The sequence below is a fragment of the Streptomyces sp. NPDC104309 genome, from assembly GCF_055584025.1.
Window position 1 is genome coordinate 19,538 of sequence record NZ_JBVJMV010000001.1, and the last position, 19,267, is coordinate 38,804.

At 69.7% G+C, this 19,267-nt stretch carries 17 protein-coding genes; 2 read left to right on the plus strand and 15 right to left on the minus strand.

The features are described from left to right. Window positions 1–14 precede the first annotated feature (14 nt). Window positions 15–1,241 carry a hypothetical protein gene (locus ACZ68L_RS00125; RefSeq protein ID WP_469572817.1) on the minus strand — a complete coding sequence of 409 codons (1,227 nt, stop codon included), beginning with the start codon at window positions 1,239–1,241 and terminating at the stop codon, window positions 15–17. Window positions 1,242–1,433: 192 nt separating this feature from the next. Then, complete coding sequence (locus ACZ68L_RS00130) at window positions 1,434–1,928, minus strand: NUDIX domain-containing protein (RefSeq protein ID WP_469572818.1); 495 nt, start codon at window positions 1,926–1,928, stop codon at window positions 1,434–1,436. Window positions 1,929–2,059: 131 nt separating this feature from the next. On the opposite strand from ACZ68L_RS00130, the gene ACZ68L_RS00135 reads away from it, so the two are divergent. Further along, window positions 2,060–3,175, plus strand: coding sequence for a glycerate kinase (locus ACZ68L_RS00135; protein WP_469572820.1), 1,116 nt, complete (start codon window positions 2,060–2,062; stop codon window positions 3,173–3,175). Between the two features lie 128 nt (window positions 3,176–3,303). Here ACZ68L_RS00135 and ACZ68L_RS00140 read toward each other — a convergent pair whose 3' ends face one another. From ACZ68L_RS00140 to ACZ68L_RS00150, 3 genes are all read right to left on the minus strand, one after another. Then, window positions 3,304–3,831: an SRPBCC family protein gene (locus tag ACZ68L_RS00140; RefSeq protein WP_469572821.1), complete on the minus strand. Its 528-nt coding sequence runs from the start codon at window positions 3,829–3,831 to the stop codon at window positions 3,304–3,306. A gap of 129 nt (window positions 3,832–3,960) precedes the next feature. Next, window positions 3,961–4,914 carry an MASE1 domain-containing protein gene (locus tag ACZ68L_RS00145; protein WP_469572824.1) on the minus strand — a complete coding sequence of 318 codons (954 nt, stop codon included), beginning with the start codon at window positions 4,912–4,914 and terminating at the stop codon, window positions 3,961–3,963. Between the two features lie 156 nt (window positions 4,915–5,070). Further along, complete coding sequence (locus tag ACZ68L_RS00150; RefSeq protein ID WP_469572826.1) at window positions 5,071–5,931, minus strand: PP2C family protein-serine/threonine phosphatase; 861 nt, start codon at window positions 5,929–5,931, stop codon at window positions 5,071–5,073. Window positions 5,932–6,048: 117 nt separating this feature from the next. On the opposite strand from ACZ68L_RS00150, the gene ACZ68L_RS00155 reads away from it, so the two are divergent. Beyond that, window positions 6,049–7,080 (plus strand): zinc-binding alcohol dehydrogenase family protein, encoded by a 1,032-nt coding sequence (locus tag ACZ68L_RS00155; RefSeq protein ID WP_469572829.1) that lies wholly within the window; start codon window positions 6,049–6,051, stop codon window positions 7,078–7,080. Between the two features lie 235 nt (window positions 7,081–7,315). On the opposite strand, the gene pssA is transcribed toward ACZ68L_RS00155, so the two are convergent. The 10 genes from pssA to ACZ68L_RS00205 form a co-directional block, all read right to left on the minus strand. Further along, complete coding sequence (gene pssA / locus ACZ68L_RS00160; RefSeq protein WP_469572832.1) at window positions 7,316–8,173, minus strand: CDP-diacylglycerol--serine O-phosphatidyltransferase; 858 nt, start codon at window positions 8,171–8,173, stop codon at window positions 7,316–7,318. Further along, window positions 8,160–8,807, minus strand: a complete 648-nt coding sequence (locus ACZ68L_RS00165; protein WP_469572834.1) for a phosphatidylserine decarboxylase — start codon at window positions 8,805–8,807, stop codon at window positions 8,160–8,162. The genes pssA and ACZ68L_RS00165 overlap by 14 nt, the downstream gene beginning before the upstream one ends. Window positions 8,808–8,988: 181 nt before the next feature. After that, window positions 8,989–10,194 (minus strand): acyl-CoA dehydrogenase family protein, encoded by a 1,206-nt coding sequence (locus tag ACZ68L_RS00170; RefSeq protein WP_469572835.1) that lies wholly within the window; start codon window positions 10,192–10,194, stop codon window positions 8,989–8,991. A 2-nt stretch (window positions 10,195–10,196) separates the two neighbouring features. Next, window positions 10,197–10,724, minus strand: coding sequence for a MaoC family dehydratase (locus tag ACZ68L_RS00175; protein WP_469572836.1), 528 nt, complete (start codon window positions 10,722–10,724; stop codon window positions 10,197–10,199). 2 nt (window positions 10,725–10,726) lie between these two features. Further along, window positions 10,727–11,689, minus strand: coding sequence for an HpcH/HpaI aldolase/citrate lyase family protein (locus ACZ68L_RS00180; protein WP_469572837.1), 963 nt, complete (start codon window positions 11,687–11,689; stop codon window positions 10,727–10,729). Continuing rightward, window positions 11,686–13,698 carry a protein meaA gene (locus tag ACZ68L_RS00185; protein ID WP_469572838.1) on the minus strand — a complete coding sequence of 671 codons (2,013 nt, stop codon included), beginning with the start codon at window positions 13,696–13,698 and terminating at the stop codon, window positions 11,686–11,688. Before ACZ68L_RS00185 ends, ACZ68L_RS00180 begins: the two co-directional genes overlap by 4 nt. 1 nt (window position 13,699) lies before the next feature. Next, window positions 13,700–15,217 carry a crotonyl-CoA carboxylase/reductase gene (gene ccrA / locus ACZ68L_RS00190; RefSeq protein ID WP_469572840.1) on the minus strand — a complete coding sequence of 506 codons (1,518 nt, stop codon included), beginning with the start codon at window positions 15,215–15,217 and terminating at the stop codon, window positions 13,700–13,702. Between the two features lie 359 nt (window positions 15,218–15,576). After that, on the minus strand, window positions 15,577–16,374 hold the full coding sequence (locus tag ACZ68L_RS00195; protein ID WP_469572842.1) for a GNAT family N-acetyltransferase: 798 nt from the start codon (window positions 16,372–16,374) through the stop codon (window positions 15,577–15,579). 102 nt (window positions 16,375–16,476) lie between these two features. Next, entirely contained in the window at window positions 16,477–17,292 is an 816-nt protein-coding gene (locus tag ACZ68L_RS00200) for a TetR family transcriptional regulator (RefSeq protein WP_469572844.1), read from the minus strand. Window positions 17,293–17,383: 91 nt separating this feature from the next. Next, entirely contained in the window at window positions 17,384–19,165 is a 1,782-nt protein-coding gene (locus ACZ68L_RS00205; protein ID WP_469572846.1) for a 3-hydroxyacyl-CoA dehydrogenase family protein, read from the minus strand. Between the last annotated feature and the right edge of the window lie 102 nt (window positions 19,166–19,267).

Sequence of the window (19,267 nt, forward strand, 5' to 3'; positions counted from 1 at the left end):
CCTGCGAGGCCATTTCACCCGGTGCCGGATCCCGTGGGCCCGGCAGGAGCCGGGACCGGGCTGAACGGCGACGGGGTCCCGCCGGTCCAGGTGTTCAGCACGGCGCGGGCGGTCTGCTTGGTGACGCCGCCGTCCTGGACCGTGCCGCTGCGCGCGACGTAGAACCGGCCGTCGTCGAGCGAGACGAGCCCGTACTGTCCGTACTGCCCCGGCGCCGACCACCCGTAGGTGTCCGTCGCGGCGTCGTGCGCCCCCGCACGCAGCAGGGGGAGCAGCAGACCGCGCTCCGGCTTCCGCTGCCCGCGAACGATGCCGCGCACCGGCTTCCTCGCACCGTCCAGCGCGAAGACGGAGTAGTTCGGGAAACCGGGCTTGGTGCCCTTGTAGACGGCCATCAGCCAGTTGCCGCTGTACCCGTCGTACTCCAGGTTCTGCACGCCGTACGTGGTGTTCCCGGTGTAGGCGAAGAACTTGCCGTCGACGTGGGCGGGTCCGCTGGTGTGCGGGGCGGACTCGGTCAGCGGGCGCTCGTGCTTCTTCCACCGTGCGACGTCGTACTGGAGCAGCACCTGATGGTCGTTGTCCGTACGGCCGGTGTTGGCGTACACACCGTACGCGACCGTCAGCCTGCGCTCACCACGACTGCCGCGCCGGTCACCGAACGCCGGCCCGAACGCGACGCCGTCGATGCCGCTGCAGCCGTATCGGTGGTCGGGCGTATTGCCCGTGTCACCGTCGAAGACGCCGTCGCCGTTCATGTCGGCGGTGAAGTCCTTCACGACCTCCTTGAGGTAGACGGTCGAGACGACCCCCGTGGACTGGGCGTCCATGTCCATCCGGGTGATGCGGTCGACGTCGAGGATCGCGATGTAGAAGGACTTCGCCTCCTTGTACTCCAGCGAGCCGTAGACCCGGCCGTCCTTCTCGTCGAAGTCCAGATCACCGAGGTGGCCGGTGAAGCCGGTGACCGAGCCGACCGGCCTGCCCTTGAGGTCGGTCTTGACCAGCAGGTTGGTCATCGAGAAGTACATGAAGCCCTTGCGGCGGTCGATGGCCATGCCCTGGACATGGCCCGACTGCCAGGCGCCGCCGTCGACCGACAGCGGCACTTCGCGGTGCGCGGCCGGAGCCGAGACCGGCTCCGCGGTGGCGGTCGACGCCGTGGCGACCACCGCTGTACAGGCGAACGCTGCGACGATCGTGGCCAGCAGTCCACCGAGGTGTCCCGTGTGCGTGCGCATGATCCCTCCGCTGTCGTGGAGTTCGGATGATGCCGGTCGAGCGTGCACTGCGGACCAATGACACATGAACGAGGGTGTCCGGCAGCGGACGACCGGACTATCAGCCGACGGCCCGTCAAGGCAACAGGACACAACGGGAATACCGGCTGAACACGTCGAGCGGTGCACGCGGGACGCGGGCGGGCCCGCGGGTCAGCCGGCGACCGAGCGGCCGTCCTCCAGTTCCACCGCGCCGCCGCCCGAGTCGAGCACGTCCAGCGCCGCCCTCAGACGCATCGCGAGACCGTCGCGCAGATAGCGGCCGAGGTCGCCGCGCTCGACCAGCTCCCAGGACAGGAGTTCCTCCTCCTGCAGCCGGATCGCTTTCATGGCGGCCTCGTCCAGCACTCCGCCGTCGTACAGATACGCGGCGATGGGGGGCCGCTCCGGGCCGCGCGCCCAGTCGATCGCGAGCAGCCGTCCCGGCTTCAGATCGAGACCGATCTCCTCGACAGTCTCGCGGTGCGCGGCCTGCCGGGGGCTTTCGCCGGTGTCGGACTCGACGGTCCCGCCGGGCAGCGCCCAGCCCTCCCGGTAGTTCGGCTCGACGAGCAGTACGTGTCCGCGGGCGTCCCGGAACACGGTGGCGGCGGCGGCCAGCACCCGGGGGAGCCCCGCGATGTAGGTGGCGTAGTCAGTGGTGGTCACGCGGGCAGCGTAGTAGGGGAGGCGCCGGAGTGAGACGGCTCTGGGCAGCGGCTATGTGGTGCCGATAGGGTCGGGGGCGGCGCGACTGCCTGTTCGAAAGCAAGGGATTCAAGGTGGCGGACGGAGCAGTGATGGAGACCGCACGCGTGCTCGTCGCGGCGGACAAGTTCAAGGGCTCGCTCACGGCCGTGCAGGTCGCGGAGCGGGTGACGGCCGGGCTGCGGCGCGTCGTCCCCGATGTGGAGGTCGAGACCCTGCCCGTGGCGGACGGTGGCGACGGCACGGTGGCGGCGGCGGTGGCCGCGGGGTTCGAGCGCCGTGAGGCGCGGGTCACCGGGCCGCTCGGTGAACCGGTGACCGCGGCGTACGCGCTGCGCGACACCACCGCGGTGGTGGAGATGGCCGAGGCCTCCGGCCTCCAGCACCTCCCCGCAGGGACGTTCGCTCCGCTCACGGCCACGACGTACGGCTCCGGCGAACTGCTGGCCGCGGCGCTCGACGCGGGTGCCCGGACGATCGTGTTCGGCGTCGGCGGCAGCGCGACCACGGATGGCGGTGCGGGCATGCTGGCCGCACTCGGGGCCCGCTTCCTGGACGCGGACGGCAAGCCCGTCGGTCCCGGTGGCGGCGGGCTCGCCGACCTGGCCGAGGCGGATCTGTCCGGCCTCGATCCGCGCATGGCCGACGTGGACCTCATCCTCGCCAGTGACGTCGACAACCCGCTGACGGGCCCGAAGGGCGCCCCGGAGGTGTACGGCCGGCAGAAGGGTGCGACGGAGGAGGACATCGCGACCCTCGACGCCGCGCTCGCCCACTACGCGTCCGTCCTCGGCCCGGAGCATGCCGCGCTGCCCGGGGCGGGCGCGGCGGGCGGCATCGGCTACGGGGCGCTGGTCGCCCTCGGCGCCCGGTTCCGCCCCGGTATCGAGGTGATGCTCGACGTCCTCGGCTTCGCCCCGGCGCTGGCGCGGGCCACACTGGTGATCACCGGGGAGGGATCGCTCGACGAGCAGACACTCCACGGCAAGGCCCCGGCAGGCGTGGCCGCGGCCGCCCGCGCCGCGGGCATCGAGGTGGTGGCGGTCTGCGGCCGCCTCGCCCTGCCACCGGAAGCACTGACCGCCGCGGGCATCAGCCGCGCGTACGCGCTTGCCGACCTGGAACCGGACCCCGCGGTCTCCATGGCCCAGGCGGGCCCCCTGCTGGAGCGTGCCTCGGAGGCGCTCGCGCGCGACTTCCTGCTCTAGGGCGGAGGCGTCCGAGGACAAACGGAGGGCGGACGGGGCGGGCCCCTGGGACTCCCTCTGTTTCGGCAGGGGCGGGTGGGGCGGGCCCGCGCAGCGGGACGCACCCCACCCGCCCAACGCCCACCGGGTCAGCCCACGGAGGGCTCCGCATCCTGACCGCCACTCAGGCCGGAGTCGGGGCCCGCTCCGGTACCCCCGTCGTGTCCGTCGGTGAGGTCGCCGTCCGCGAGCAGCTCCGCCAGACACCGAAGCTCCGACGGCAGGTCACGACGCCACGCCATCGTCACGAACGGGGCAAGAATGATCATCCCGCCGTCCAGATGGGGCTTGACCGACACATCGACCATCGTTCCCTGTCGGCTCGGACTCAGCCGGAATTCGAGCTCCGGGGAATGACGGCCCAGCGGGGTCCACATGCACGCCCCGCGGAAGGCCAGGTACTCGACGGGCGCGCTCGCGGTGCACGTGAGGCGGTGCGCCCGGCGCCGGCCCGGAAACTTGCAGGTGTACTCGTCGCCGAATTCCGTGATGATCGGGCCCTCGATCACGTGATCTATGGTCGATGACCACACGGCCAGATTCCGTGGATCCCGGAGGAACGAGAAGATCTCGTCGGCGGGGCGGGACACATGGACATTCGCAGACACACGGGGCATGGCTCCACCTCTTACGGCGCCCGTCCGCCTGAATGTCGGCGTCCGGTTGCCTTCGTCGCGGTGCCGTTCGACCATCAGCCTGCGTCGGATCGCGGGGGCGCGCACCCTTCGCACGGCCGATGGAGTGATTCAGATGTCCTGTCGTGCCACCTTCTCGGAGAGTTGCACACAGAGTCGCTTGATTTCCTGGTAGGTGCGATTCCGCTCGGTGACGGCCGCCGCGAGCAGCAGAGCGGTGAGCGAGATGGCTCCGTTGAAAGCCTGGAGCGTGATCATGTTGGTGAGAAGACCGCGATGGGCGAAGGGGCCGGTCATCCGTCCGGCGGCGAGGATCGCGATGAGGGACACGCCCAGTGCGCAGCAAGAGGCGCCGGCCCGCTCGAAGCGGAAGGCGGCCCAGATCAGGATGGGGAACACGAGGAAGAGCAGGGAGGCCTGGGCGTCGGTCGTCACGACGGTGACCGTCACCGCGCACGCCACCAGAGCTGCCCCCTCGGCCCATCTGAACAGGCCGGCGCCGCGCGGCCACCGGAACCTTCGCACGACGAGCAGGAACGGGGTGACGACCATGACGCCCATGGCGTCACCCGTCCACCACACCGACCACGTCGGCCAGAACTCACCGGACCGGAGCGCCCCCGACAGGACCAGGGTGCCGGTGCCCACGGTCGAGCTGACCAGCATGCCGCCCAGCGCACCGAGGAAGACCAGCGCCAGCGCGTCCCGCAGACGGTCGAGGTCGTTGTGGAAGCCGGCCCGGCGCAGCATCAGGTACGAGCAGAGCGGAGCAAGGGTGTTTCCGGTCGCGATGATCAGTACGGGAAGCACGGAAGGCCCGATGAAGATGTTGACGGCGAGGGCGCCGATCGCGATTCCGGGCCAGACCCGCACACCGAACAGGAGCAGTGCCGCGACCGCGATCCCGGTCGGTGGCCACAGGGGCGTGACCTGCCCGCGCACCAGTTGCTGGAGCAGCCCCAGGCGGCCCGTCACGTAGTAGCAGACGGCCACCGCCACGCACGTCAGGACCGTGGCCGTGTGCTGCCGGAGCCGTGCGTTGTCCACCACAGCAGCATCAGACACCAGGCCGAGGCGTCCCGAGCGGTCAGGCGCGCCGACACCACGCCGATGGAGCGGACGAACGCGTGACGTCCACGGGCACGCCCCTGGTCCGGTGTACGGACGGCGGCCACGGAACCGACGAACGGAGCATCTCGGCGCCGGGGCCCGTCCGGCGGATCACGGACGCGGACCCGGTCCGCCGGGCAGGCCCCGGCCGATGTCCGGCCCGCCGTCGCAGCGGATGACGAGGACGGCGGCGTCGTCCTCATGACCGGTCAGGTCCGCCACCTGGATCACCCTCGAAGCCAGCTCCCCGGGATCGCTCCCGTCCGCCGAGGCGATCAGCCCGGACACGGCAGCCAGCCCCTCGTCCATCGGGTAGGCCGGTCCTTCCACGACGCCGTCCGTCACCAGGACCAGATACCCGGGCTGTATCAGCCGCCGACGCGTCACGGGGTACTGCTGGCCGGGCAGTATGCCGAGGGGCACCCCGCCGGCATCCAGGGAGACGCCCGAGTCGCCCGTGTCGGTGCCCCAGATGATCGGGACGTGCCCGGCCCGGGCAATGGAGAGCTCGCGGCTCTCCGGGACGACGCTCAGCAGACAGCAGGTCGTGAACAGGTCACAGCCCAGTGAGATCAGCAGGTCGTTGGCGCAGGCCAGCACCTCCCCGGGGTCGACCGTGACGCTGGCGAGGGCCCTGAGACTGGCACGGGCCTCACCCATGAAGGCGGCGGCCTCCACCCCGTGCCCCTGCACATCACCGATGGCGATCCCCGCCACTCCGTCCTTCATCGCGAACGCGTCGTAGAAGTCACCACCGACGGCCAGACCGTCCTGCGAGGGCGAGTACCGGGCCGCGATCCGGATGCCGGGGAATTGCGGCAGCTCGGCCGGGAGCATGTGCCGCTGCAGCGCCATGCCCAGCTCCGCGCGGGCTCGCTGGACCTTGATGTTCTCCAACGCCTGATCGACCAGACGCCCGAGGGTGACCAGGAGCTCCTGGGTACTGTCCGGTGCGCTGCGGTGTCGGTGCATGACGTCCCTGGGCGTCTGGGAGTGCCCCTGATGAAAACCTTAGCCCTCCTGCCGCCGGCTGCAGGGGTCCGGCGGCAGGCGGTTGCCTCCTCGACTCCGCCGCCGCAGGCTGGATGTGTGGCAGTCCCCGCGTCCGTCCCGGCCGAGCAGAGCGTCTGGGCCGTCCGTGCACCCGGTCCGATCGGCACCGGGCCCCTGGCGCACGTACGTCGCAGGGTGCCCGGTCCCGGTCCGGGGGAGCTCCTGCTGGACGTCGAGGCGTGCGGTGTCTGTCGCACGGACCTCCATCTGGCGGAGGGCGATCTCCTTCCGCACCGCCCCGCCACGGTCCCGGGCCACGAGATCGTCGGCCGGGTGGCGGCGGTCGGCGACGGGGCGGGCCTGTTCCGTGTCGGTGAGCGGGTGGGCGGGGCCTGGCTGCGCGGAACCTGCGGACGCTGCCGGTACTGCCGCGGCGGCAGGGAGAACCTCTGCCCGCGGTCCAGCTACACGGGCTGGGACGCGGACGGCGGCTTCGCCGACACCACGCTGGTCCCGGAGGCGTTTGCCTACCGGCTTCCGGAGGATCAGGACGCCGCCCGGCTCGCACCGCTCCTCTGCGCGGGGATCATCGGGTACCGCTCGCTCCGGCGCAGCGCACTGCCGGAGGGCGGACGGCTCGGGATCTACGGATTCGGCGCGTCGGCCCACCTCGCGGCCCAGGTGGCCCTCGCCGAGGGCGCCACCGTCCATGTGCTCACCCGCTCCCCAGCGGCGCGCGCGCTGGCTCTGGAGCTCGGCGCCGCGTCGGCGGGCGGCGCCTACGACCGCCCGCCGGAGCCCCTGGACTCGGCCATCCTGTTCGCACCCGTCGGCGACCTGGTGCCGGTGGCGATGGAGGCACTGGACAGGTCGGGCACCCTGGCCATCGCCGGGATCCATCTGTCGGACATTCCCGTGCTGAACTACCAGCGGCATCTGTTCCAGGAGCGCAATCTGCGCAGCGTCACCTCCAACACCCGTGAGGACGGCCGCACATTCCTGGCCCTGGCCCGACGCGCGGGCATCCGGGCCACGGTGAGCACCTACCCGCTGAGCGGCGCGGACCGGGCACTGAACGACCTGGCGGCCGACCGCGTCAACGGGGCCGCAGTGCTCGTACCCGGCTGATGACCGGGCGGCGGCGGCGAACGACAGAGGCGGCTCCCGCGGACCGCCGGCATCGGACCGTACACCGGCTCACCGGCGACGGCGGTGCGCGCAGATCGCGCGCCGGCCGACCGATCGCCGGCCGACCGGACTTGCGGGACGCGAGCTGCGCCATCGGCGGGACGGCCCCGGCACACACGGAAGGGCCCCGGGTGCTGGGGAACACCCGGGGCCCTTCGCTATGCGTTCTGTGTTGCTACGGCAGCTGAGCCGTCCGTGCCTCACGGCGGTTGCCGCGGAAGGTGTTCACCCTCCGTGCCGTCGCGAAGAGCGGGATGACCGCTCCCAGGACCACCTGGAGCGCACAGCCGGTCTGGAGGAGCAGCTGACCGCCGGGGGCGTCGAACGCCCAGGCGGCGAGGAGGCCCATCGCGGCCACGATCCAGCTGAGCATCGCCACCGCGAGGATGCCCCGCGGCTTCGGGTACTCGACCCGGCTGACCATCAGCCACGCCACACCGACGATGGCGAGCAGCGTCGGCACGAAGGGCAGCTCCAGGAGCACGATCGAGACGACCGTGAGCGCTCCGAAGGGGCTCGGCATGCCCTGGAACATGCCGTCCTTCATGGTCACGCAGGAGAATCTGGCAAGCCTGAGCACCACCGCCAGCAGCACCACGATCGCCGCCAGCGCCGAAACCCGCTGGTGTGCGTCGTCCGCGACCATGCCGTACACGAGGACGAAGTACGCCGGGGCGAGCCCGAAGCTGATCAGGTCCGAGAGATTGTCCAGCTCGGCGCCCATCGGCGAGGAGCGCAGCTTGCGTGCCACGAGCCCGTCGAAGAGGTCGAACACCGCGGCCAGGAGCATCAGTATCACCGCGGTGGCCGCGGAGTGCCGGGCCATGCCGCTCTCGTCGCTGCCCGTGAGGTGCGGGATGAGGATTCCGGTGGTGGTGAAGTACACCGCCATGAAACCGCAGGTGGCGTTGCCGAGAGTGAGGGTGTCCGCTATCGACAGCCGCAGAGAGAGCGGCATGTCCTCGCCGGCGTCCTCCTCGGACTCCGACTCCGGCACCCAGCCGGCCTGTGTGTCGGGATCAATCACGGTCAATTCGAGTCACCCCCGCGGTGGTGGCCTGGCCGACCTCGACCGCGACATCGATACCTTCCGGAAGGTAGATGTCGACCCGGGAGCCAAAACGGATCAGACCGATGCGCTCGCCCTGTTCCACCTTCGTGCCCTGCGGGATGTAAGGGACGATACGACGGGCGACCGCGCCCGCGATCTGCACCATCTCAATGTCACCGAGCTCGGTGTCGAAGTGCCAGACAACGCGCTCGTTGTTCTCGCTCTCCTTGTTGAACGCCGGGACGAATCCACCGGGGACGTGCTCGACCGAGGCGACCGTGCCGGCCAGGGGCGCACGGTTGACGTGGACATTCAGCGGGCTCATGAAGATCGCGACGCGGGTGCGCCCGTCCTTCCAGGGCATGATGCTCTGCACCACGCCGTCGGCCGGCGAAATGACCCGGCCCTGGGTGATCTCACGCTCGGGGTCGCGGAAGAACCACAGCATGCCCGCCGCGAGCGCGGTGGTGGGCACGGCCACCGCGGCCCAGCGTCCGGACTTACGGGCCCGGGTGAGGCTGAGCGCCGCGGTGGCGACGGTCGGGAGGAGCCACGGCGAAGCTCCGCGCGCAAGGCGGACTCCGCCGCGCGGTGCAGAGGTTTGGCTGTCGGGCATGGATGACCTTCGTAGCGGATGATGCCGCGCTGGCAACGGGGGACGGCGGCTTTTCCGGCGATGCTATCGGTTGCGAGCAGCAACTGGGCAAGCCGGCAGCCGAGTCGGACGGCTTGAAGGCACCGCCTGAGGGTGACAGGGTGTGATCTTCTTCGCGACTAAATCGCCTCGAAAGGGGCAATCAACCCTGGAACCGGTACTCCTCAAGGAGTCGGCGCCCGATGATCATTTTCTGGATCTCGGCGGTACCTTCACCGATCAGCAGCATCGGGGCCTCCCGGTAGAGGCGCTCGATCTCGTACTCCTTGGAGAAGCCGTAGCCGCCATGGATTCGGAAGGCGTCCTCGACGACTTCCTTGCAGTACTCGGAGGCGAGGTACTTCGCCATCCCTGCCTCCAGGTCGTTTCGGTCCCCGGAGTCCTTTTTGCGTGCTGCGTTGACCATCATCGCATGGGCGGCCTCGACCTTGGTGGCCATTTCGGCCAGCTTGAACTGGATCGCCTGGTGCTGGGCGATCGGCTTTCCGAAGGTCTGACGCTGCTGGGCGTAGGAAACGCCCAGCTCGAACGCACGCTGAGCGACACCGCAGCCACGCGCGGCCACATTTACCCGGCCGACCTCGACGCCGTCCATCATTTGGTAGAACCCCCGGCCGGTGGTGCCGCCCAGCACCCGATTGGCCGGAATGCGTAGCCCGTCCATGATGAATTCGGTCGTGTCGACGCCCTTGTAACCCATTTTGTCAATTTTGCCGGGAATGGTGAGGCCGGGGCGGACCTCGCCGAATCCGGGTTCCTTCTCCACCAGGAACGTCGTCATCGACTTGTGTGGGGCGGTGCCCTCGGGGTGGCCTTCGTCACTCCGGCACAGGACGGCGACGAGCGAGGACGTGCCGCCGTTCGTCAGCCACATCTTCTGGCCGTTCAGGACGTACTCCTCGCCGTCCCTGACGCCCTTGGAGGTGATCGCCGAGACGTCCGAGCCCAGTGCCGGCTCGGACATCGAGAACGCGCCCCGGACCTCACCCAGCGCCATCCGGGGCAGGAACGTGTCCTTCTGTTCCTGGGTGCCGTGCTGCTTGAGCATGTACGCCACGATGAAGTGCGTGTTGATGATTCCCGACACGCTCATCCAGCCGCGGGCGATTTCCTCCACGCACAGCGCGTAGGTGAGAAGCGACTCGCCCAGGCCCCCGTACTCCTCGGGAATCATCAGCCCGAAGAGGCCGAGCTCCTTGAGCCCCTCGACGATCTCGGTCGGGTACTCGTCACGGTGTTCCAGTTGGGTCGCGACCGGAATGATCTCCTTGTCGACGAAATCCCGGACCGTGGAGAGGATTTCCTGCTGGACATCGTTGAGACCGGCAGTCTGGGCGAGTCGTGTCATGGCTACTTCTCCACGTTCTTCTGCGAAGGCTGGTTCAGCTCGGGGCGGCCGGGCTGTTCTCCGCCACGCTCCTTGATGTACGTCTCGGTGGGGACCATCACCTTGCGACGGAACACGCAGACGAGCGTGCCGTCCTGCTTGTATCCCCTCGTCTCCACCTGGACGATTCCGCGGTCGCTCCTGGATTTTGACGGGGTCTTGTCCAGGACGGTCGTCTCGCCGTAGATCGTGTCGCCGTGGAAGGTCGGCGCGACATGCTTGAGCGATTCGACCTCAAGATTGGCGATCGCCTTTCCGGAGACATCCGGAACCGACATGCCGAGCAGCAGGGAATAGATGTAATTGCCGACTACAACGTTCTTTCCGAAGTCGGTCGTCCTCTCCGCGTAGTTGCTGTCCATGTGCAGCGGGTGATGATTCATGGTCAGCAGACAGAAGAGGTGGTCGTCGTACTCGGTGACCGTCTTTCCGGGCCAGTGCTTGTAGACCGCACCGACCTCGAACTCCTCAAAGGTGCGTCCGAACTGCATGATCAGGCCTCCGGCGCTTCGAACTTGGAGGTGCGCTGCATACCGGCCGCGCGGCCCTTGCCCGCGACGACGAGCGCCATCTTGCGGCTCGCCTCGTCGATCATCTCGTCGCCCAGCATCGCCGAGCCCTTCCTGCCGCCCTCCTCGGAGGTGCACCACTCGTACGCGTCGAGAATCAGCTCCGCGTGGTCGTAGTCCTCCTGCGAGGGCGAGAACACCTCGTTGGCCGCGTCCACCTGACCGGGGTGCAGCACCCACTTGCCATCGAATCCCAGCGCCGCCGCGCGGCCCGCGACCTCGCGGTACGCGTCCACGTCACGGATCTGCAGAAAGGGGCCGTCGATCGCCTGGAGGTCGTGCGTACGGGCCGCCATCAGAATGCGCATCAGGATGTAGTGGTACGCGTCTGCGCCGTACCCGGGCGGCTGCTGTCCGACGACCAGGGTCTTCATGTTGATCGACGCCATGAAGTCGGCCGGGCCGAAGATCAGGGTCTCCAGGCGGGGCGAGGCGGCCGCGATGTCGTCGATGTTCACCAGGCCCTTGGCGTTCTCGATCTGCGCCTCGATGCCGATCCTGCCGACCTCGAAGCCCATCGTCTTCTCGATCTGGGTGAGCAGCAGATCGAGGGCGACGACCTGCTGGGCGTCCTGGACCTTGGGCAGCATGATGCAGTCGAGGTTCTGGCCGGCGCCCTCGACGACCGTGATGACATCGCGGTACGTCCAGTGGGTCGTCCAGTCGTTGACCCGCACGACCCGGGTCTTGCCCGTCCAGTCGCCGTTGTTCAGCGCGTCGACGATGGTGTGCCGGGCGCCCTCCTTGGCGAGCGGCGCGCAGGCGTCCTCCAGGTCGAGGAAGACCTGGTCGGCCGGGAGGCCCTGGGCCTTCTCCAGGAACCGCGGGTTCGAGCCGGGCACGGCCAGGCACGAGCGGCGCGGACGCAGGCGGTTGACGGCAGTCATGCGGGGACCTCCAGAGGGTCGAGCTTGTTCGCTTTCCGGATCTCGTCGACGATACGGCCGATGATCTCCGTGATACCGAAATCCTTCGGGGTGAACACGGCGGCGACACCGGCCCCGACCAGGGCGGCGGCATCGGCGGGCGGAATGATCCCGCCGGCGATCACCGGGATGTCGGCGGCGCCCGCCTCGCGCAGCCGGGAGAGCACGTCCGGCACGAGTTCGGCGTGCGAGCCGGACAGGATCGACAGACCGACGCAGTGCACGTCCTCGGCCAGGGCGGCCGAGACGATCTGCTCGGGGGTCAGCCTGATCCCCTGGTAGACGACCTCGAAACCGGCGTCACGGGCCCGTACGGCGATCTGCTCGGCGCCGTTGGAGTGCCCGTCCAGGCCCGGCTTGCCGACCAGCAGCCGCAGCCTCCCGGCATCCAGATCGGCCGCCGTGCGGGCGACCTTCTCGCGGACCAGGGCGAGCGGTGTGCCGGGCTCCGCGGTCACCGCGACCGGGGCGGACGAGACGCCCGTCGGGGCCCGGAACTCGCCGAAGACATCGCGCAGCGCCCAGGACCACTCGCCGGTGGTGACGCCCGCGCGGGCGCACTCCACGGTCGCTTCCATCATGTTCTCGGTGCCCGCGGCGGCCTTCTTCAGCGCGGCCAGCGCGTCGGTGGCGCGGGCCTCGTCGCGGTTGTCGCGCCACTCGCGGAGGGCCGCGACGACCCCGGCCTCGTTGGCGGGGTCGACCGTCATGATGGCCCCGTCGAGGTCCGCGGTGAGTGGGTTCGGCTCCGTCGTCCCGTAGATGTTGACGCCGACGATCTTGTCCTCGCCACCCTCGATCCGGGCCCGGCGCGCGGCATGCGAGGAGACCAGCTCCGACTTCAGATAGCCGGACTCGACGGCCGCCATGGCGCCGCCCATCGCCTCGATCCGGTCGATCTCGGCGAGCGACTCCGTGACCAGCTCGTCGACCTTGGCCTCGATGACGTGGGATCCGGCGAAGATGTCCTCGTACTCCAGCAGATCGCTCTCGTGCGCGAGCACCTGCTGGATTCGGAGCGACCACTGCTGGTCCCAGGGCCGGGGGAGCCCCAGTGCCTCGTTCCAGGCCGGCAGCTGAACGGCGCGGGCGCGGGCGTCCTTGGACAGGGTCACCGCCAGCATCTCCAGGACGATGCGCTGGACGTTGTTCTCCGGCTGTGCCTCGGTCAGACCGAGGGAGTTGACCTGGACGCCGTAGCGGAAGCGGCGCTGTTTGGCATCGGTGATGCCGTACCGCTCGCGGGTGATCCGGTCCCAGATGCGGCCGAAGGCGCGCATCTTGCACATCTCCTCGATGAAGCGGACGCCCGCGTTCACGAAGAAGGAGATCCGGGCGACCACGTCGCCGAACTTCTCCTCGGGCACCTGCCCGGAGTCGCGCACGGCGTCCAGGACCGCGACGGCCGTCGACAGGGCGTACGCGATCTCCTGGACCGGAGTGGCTCCCGCCTCCTGCAGGTGGTAGCTGCAGATGTTGATCGGGTTCCACTTCGGGATGTGGTTGACCGTGTACGTGATCATGTCGGTGGTCAGCCGCAGCGAGGGACCGGGCGGGAAGACGTGCGTCCCGCGCGAGAGGTACTCCTTGACGATGTCGTTCTGCGTGGTGCCCTGGAGCCCGGTGATGTCGGCGCCCTGCTCCTGAGCGACCACCTGGTAGAGCGCCAACAGCCACATCGCGGTGGCGTTGATCGTCATCGAGGTGTTCATCCGCTCCAGGGGGATGTCCCGGAACAACAGGCGCATGTCACCGAGGTGCGACACCGGCACGCCGACCCGGCCGACCTCGCCGCGGGCGAGGACGTGGTCGGGGTCGTAGCCGGTCTGCGTCGGCAGGTCGAAGGCGACCGACAGGCCCGTCTGGCCCTTGGCGAGGTTGCGCCGGTAGAGCGCGTTGGACGCCTCGGCGGTCGAGTGGCCGGCGTACGTCCGCATGAGCCACGGGCGGTCCTTCTGGCGGCCCGTCATGTCAGACGTTCCTGCTGTGCTCGTCGGTCCGCTCCGCTGCCGCATCACGGCTGTGCTTGTTGGTTCGCTCCGCTGCCGCGTCACGGCTGTGCTTGTTGGTTCGCTCCGCTGCCGCGTCACGGCTGTGCTCGTCGGTCCGCTCCGCTGCCGCGTCACGGCTGTGCTTGTTGGTTCGCTCCGCTGCCGCGTCACGAAACAGGTTGATGGCGTCGAGGTGCTTCTCGCGCAGCTCGTGGTCGCGCACGCCCAGGCCCTCGCGGGGGGCGAGCGCCAGCACGCCGACCTTGCCCTGGTGGAGGTTGCGGTGGACGTCGTACGCGGCCTGGCCGGTCTCCTCCAGGGAGTAGACCTTCGACAGCGTCGGATGGATCTTTCCCTTGGCCACGAGCCGGTTGGCCTCCCACGCCTCGCGGTAGTTGGCGAAGTGCGAGCCCACGATCTTCTTCAGCGACATCCACAGGTAGCGATTGTCGTACTCGTGGTTGTAGCCGGACGTCGAGGCGCAGGTGACGATCGTGCCGCCCTTGCGGGTCACGTACACCGAGGCGCCGAACGTCTCGCGGCCCGGGTGCTCGAAGACGATGTCGACGTCCTCGCCGCCGGTGAGCTCGCGGATGCGCTTGCCGAACCGCTTCCACTCGCGCGGGTCCTGGTTGTGCTCGTCCTTCCAGAACCTGTAGCCCTCGGCGTTGCGGTCGATGATCGCCTCGGCGCCCATCTTCCGGCAGATGTCCGCCTTCTGCTCGCTGGAGACGACGCAGATCGGGTTGGCGCCACCCGCCAGGGCGAACTGCGTGGCGTATGAACCAAGTCCGCCGCTGGCGCCCCAGATCAGGACGTTGTCGCCCTGCTTCATGCCCGCGCCGTTGCGCGAGACGAGCTGGCGGTACGCGGTGGAGTTGACCAGGCCCGGGGCCGCGGCCTCCTCCCAGCTGAGGTGCTGGGGCTTCGGCATCAGCTGGTTGGACTTGACCAGCGCGATCTCCGCGAGGCCGCCGAAGTTGGTCTCGAAGCCCCAGATGCGCTGCTCGGGGTCGAGCATCGTGTCGTTGTGGCCGTCCGAGGACTCCAGCTCGACCGAGAGGCAGTGCGCGACGACCTCGTCGCCGGGGTGCCATGCGTTGACACCGGGGCCGGTGCGCAGGACGACGCCCGCGAGGTCCGAGCCGATGACGTGGTACGGCAGGTCGTGGCGCCGGGTGAGCTCGCTGAGCTTCCCGTAGCGCTCCAGGAAGCCGAAGGTGGCCATGGGCTCGAAGATCGAGGTCCACACGGAGTTGTAGTTGACCGAGCTCGCCATGACGGCGACCAGTGCTTCACCGGGCCCGAGTTCGGGCACCGGGACCTCGTCGAGGTGCAGTGACTTGCGGGGGTCCTTGTCGCGGGTTTCGAGCCCGGCGAACATCTCCGTCTCGTCCTTGCGCACGGTCACCGCGCGGTACGACTCAGGGATGGACAGGGCCGCGAAGTCCGCGGCTGTGCTGTCCTGCGATTGGATCGCGTCCAGGATTTCCTTCACGGTGTGCCTCCGGCGGATGGGGGCGCTGAGGGAACGCTTGAGAGTCCCTGCAAGCAGACGGGGAGCTGTGTGGTGTGGAGGTGCTGCCGTCGGTTCGGCTGGTAAGGCTGCGGCTTGCTCTGTGGAGCAGAAGGGTTTGCCTGTGACGCAGGCGTCCGGGCGCGCAGGCACCTTGCTTGCGGGGACAGCCGGCGTACGTGAGATCTCAGCACGCCGGCCGCCCGGACAACTTCAACGTATGGCACTCCGTGACACCTGGCAAGGCACTCGGTGCCAACAATTTCTCTCACTTGTCACCCGCCGGGCACGCATGAGCAAGGAGAGAGGTGTTCTGGGTGGTTACGTCCTGCTGGATGCGGTCAGCGCGAGGGCCGGTACACGTACGGGGTCGTGGTGCTGAGGGCCAGGAATCCGAGTCGCTGGAGGATCGGGCTGCTCTGGTCGGAGGCGTCGACCTGAAGGTAGTCGTAGCCGCGCTCCGCCGCGATCCGGGCGCGGAAGGCGACCAGGGCGCGGTAGATGCCCCTGCCGCGCCACGGCCGGACTGTTCCGCCGCCCCAGAGCCCCGCGAAGCCCGTTCCCGGGTACAGCTCCATCCTGGCCGAGCTCACCGGCTCGTCGCCCGCCATCGCGAGGACGCCCACGAAACCGTCCGGATTCTCGGCCAGCCTGGCCAGCACCTGATGCCGCAGCCGCGACCAGTCCGAGCCGAAGGCCCGCTCATGGGCGCGGGCCATCAGCTCCACATCGTCCGCGTCGCTCACGGTGCGCAGCCGGATGCCCTCGGGGAGTTCCACCGTCGTCGAGAGGTCCGCCACCGGGGCGACCAGCAGGGTCTCCGGCTCCTGTGCCTCGAAACCGGCGGCGAGAAGCCGCTCCGGCAGGTCGGCCGGCCGGTCGTGCGCGTACAGCTTCCATTCGAACTCGTCGTACCCGAGGGCCGTGCAGTGCGCCACCTGCGCCGCGATCGCCGCGTCCGCGCCCACCGGATCCAGGTCCGGGGCCGACCAGACCACACCGTTCCAGTCGTGGGCCGTGCCGACCTGGCGTACGACGCCACCGGTGTGTTCGAGCCGGACGCCGGGGCCGTCGGGGCGGGCGTGTTCGCGCATCTCGCGGTCGAAAAGGGCCAGAAGTGTGTCGCGGTCATGATTCATCCGCACACCACAGCACCGGGGTGCGGACGGGGCAACCGGGTTTCGGTACCCCCGGCCGTCGGGCGCGCGGGGCGGGGTGGGGCCGGCCGGCACGCCTCCCGCTCAGCGGTCCTGGAGCGCCTGCTGGATCGTCCGCATCACTTCGTCGAGCGGCGCGTCCGTGCGCGCCACCGCGACCAGTACCTCGCCCTGGGACGCCACCGAGGCGGCCGGCTGCCTCGCCGGTTCGGTTCCGGCGATCCGGCCCGCGCCGATGCCGCTCCCGAACGTGTCGCGGACGATCGAGAAGGCGTGGTCGAGCTGGGCCTCCACATCGCCCTCGCCGCCCGCCCGCAGCCAGCGGCGCAGCACATGGTTGTGCGCGGTGACGACAGCGGATGCCGCGACCTCGGCGAGCAACGGGTCGTCATTGCCGACATGGTGGTCGCGCTCGTCGAAATGGCCCAGCAGATACCGCGTGAACAGCCGCTCGTAGCGGGCCACCGAGGCGATTTCGGCCTCGCGCAGCGTGGGAACCTCACGGGTCAGCTTGTAACGCGCCACGGAGACCGCGGGCTTCGCCGCGTACATCTTCATGACTTCCTTGATGCCGCGGCAGACGGTGTCGAGCGGGTGCTCGTGCGCGGGGGCGGCGTTGAGGACGGCCTCGGCCCTGACGAGGGTGTCGTCGTGGTCCGGGAAGATCGCCTCTTCCTTGGAGCGGAAATGCCGGAAGAAGGTTCGCCGGGCGACGCCCGCGGCGCCCGCGATCTCGTCGACCGTCGTCGCCTCGTACCCCTTCGTGGCGAAGAGCTCCATCGCCGCGGCGGCCAGTTCGCGGCGCATTTTGAGCCGTTGGGCGGCGGCGCGGGTGCCTGCGGCACTTTCCGGGGTGTCGGGCGCGGCGGAGACACGGGAGGACCTGGCGGGCTGGGACATGGTGTGAACGTACTGCATCGGTGCGGGGGACCGCGCCTGCGGGGGCGGGCCGCCCGACGGGTCGAGCAGCCCTCCCCAGCCGGCGCCCGGCTCAACGCCGGGCATATTCGCGGAAGCCGCGCCCCGTCTTGCGACCGAGGCAGCCGGCGGCCACCAGATGTTCGAGCAGCGGCGCCGGGGCCAGGCCCGGGTCGCGGAACTCGCTGTGCAGCACCTTCTCGATGGCGAGCGAGACATCGAGCCCGACGACGTCGAGGAGCTCGAACGGACCCATCGGGTAGCCGCCGCCCAGCTTCATCGCGGCGTCGATGTCGTCGAGGCTTGCGTAGTGCGCCTCGACCATCTTGATCGCGTTGTTGAGATAGGGGAACAACAGCGCGTTCACGATGAAACCGGCCCGGTCCCCGCAGTCCACCGGGTGCTTGCGGACCTTGACGCACACCTCACGGACGGTGGCGTGGACGTCGTCGGCGGTGAGCACCGTACGGACGACCTCGACGAGCTTCATCGCGGGCGCCGGGTTGAAGAAGTGCATCCCGATGACGTCCTGCGGACGCGAGGTGGCCCGCGCGATCGCCACGACCGGCAGTGACGAGGTGGTGGTGGCGAGCACGGCACCGGGCTTGCAGACCTTGTCCAGCGTCCCGAACAGCTGCTGCTTGACCGTCAGGTCCTCGGCGACCGCCTCGACCGCGAGATCGACATCGGCGAACGCGTCGAGCGAACCGGCCGCGGTGATCCGGGCCAGTGTCTCGTCCCGCGCCTCGGCCGTCAGCCGCCCCTTGGACACGGAACGCTCCAGCGACTTGCCGATCCGGGCCTTCGCCGCGTCCGCCTTCTCCTGGCCGCGGGCGGCGAGCACCACGTCGTAGCCGGCCTTCGCGAAGACCTCGGCGATCCCCGAAGCCATGGTGCCGGAGCCCGCGACCCCCACCGAGCGCACGGTGCGCCCGTCGGCCGCCGACGCGCCCTCCTGCGGGGTCAGCGCGTCCGGCACCACGGTCTGGCTGCCGGATTCCGTGTACGTGTAGAAGCCGCGGCCCGACTTGCGGCCGGTCAGCCCCGCTTCGCTGAGCTGCCTGAGGACGGGGGCCGGGGCGTGCAGCCGGTCGTGCGACGCGGAGTACATCGCCTCCAGGACGGTGCGGGCGGTGTCGATCCCGATCAGGTCGAGCAGGGCGAGCGGGCCCATCGGCAGGCCACAGCCCAGCTTCATCGCCGCGTCGATGTCCTCACGGGAGGCGTAGTTCGCCTCATACATCGCGGCGGCCTGGTTGAGGTATCCGAACAGCAGCCCGTCGGCGACGAAGCCCGGCCGGTCCCCGACCGCGACCGGCTCCTTGCCCAGGCTGCGGGCCAGCTCGGTGACGGCCTCGACGGCCGGCGGCGCGGTCAGCACCGAGGAGACCACCTCGACCAGCTTCATCGCGGGCGCCGGATTGAAGAAGTGCAGGCCGAGCACGCGCTCGGGGTGCAGCGACTCGGCGGCCAGCCGGGTCACCGACAGGGCGTTGGTGCCGGTCGCCAGGATCGCGGTGGGGGAGACGGCGGCGTCGAGCTCCCGGAAGACCTGCTGCTTGATCTCGTACGACTCGGGCACGACCTCGATGACCAGCTCCGCCTCCGCGGCGGCCCGGAGGTCACCGGAGGTGCGGAACCGGGCGAGGACGTCGCTCCGCTCCTGCTCCGTGATCCGCTCGCGCCGCACGGCGCGGGCGGTCGCGGCTTCCAGGGAGGCGACGGCCTGACGGGTGGCCGCCTCGCTGATGTCGATACCGATGACCTCGTGGCCGGCGCGGGCGAGGACCTCGGCGATGCCGGTGCCCATGGTGCCGAGACCGACGACGGCGATGGTGCTGAGCGGGATGTCCATCACGGGACTCCAGAGAATGAGTGACGACTGTGAGGAAGCACGGCGCGCCTCGAGAAGACGAATGGGCGCCTGGCGTGCGGGAACTGCGTGTCGTGGTGCTCA

Coding starts and splice junctions, on each gene's coding strand:
- ACZ68L_RS00125 (WP_469572817.1), bottom strand. CDS start 1,241: ATGCGCACGCACACGGGACACCTCGGTGGACTGCTGGCCACGATCGTC.
- ACZ68L_RS00135 (WP_469572820.1), top strand. CDS start 2,060: ATGGAGACCGCACGCGTGCTCGTCGCGGCGGACAAGTTCAAGGGCTCG.
- ACZ68L_RS00140 (WP_469572821.1), bottom strand. CDS start 3,831: ATGCCCCGTGTGTCTGCGAATGTCCATGTGTCCCGCCCCGCCGACGAG.
- ACZ68L_RS00150 (WP_469572826.1), bottom strand. CDS start 5,931: ATGCACCGACACCGCAGCGCACCGGACAGTACCCAGGAGCTCCTGGTC.
- ACZ68L_RS00165 (WP_469572834.1), bottom strand. CDS start 8,807: ATGCCCGACAGCCAAACCTCTGCACCGCGCGGCGGAGTCCGCCTTGCG.
- ACZ68L_RS00170 (WP_469572835.1), bottom strand. CDS start 10,194: ATGACACGACTCGCCCAGACTGCCGGTCTCAACGATGTCCAGCAGGAA.
- ACZ68L_RS00175 (WP_469572836.1), bottom strand. CDS start 10,724: ATGCAGTTCGGACGCACCTTTGAGGAGTTCGAGGTCGGTGCGGTCTAC.
- ACZ68L_RS00180 (WP_469572837.1), bottom strand. CDS start 11,689: ATGACTGCCGTCAACCGCCTGCGTCCGCGCCGCTCGTGCCTGGCCGTG.
- ACZ68L_RS00185 (WP_469572838.1), bottom strand. CDS start 13,698: ATGACGGGCCGCCAGAAGGACCGCCCGTGGCTCATGCGGACGTACGCC.
- ACZ68L_RS00195 (WP_469572842.1), bottom strand. CDS start 16,374: ATGAATCATGACCGCGACACACTTCTGGCCCTTTTCGACCGCGAGATG.
- ACZ68L_RS00200 (WP_469572844.1), bottom strand. CDS start 17,292: ATGTCCCAGCCCGCCAGGTCCTCCCGTGTCTCCGCCGCGCCCGACACC.
- ACZ68L_RS00205 (WP_469572846.1), bottom strand. CDS start 19,165: ATGGACATCCCGCTCAGCACCATCGCCGTCGTCGGTCTCGGCACCATG.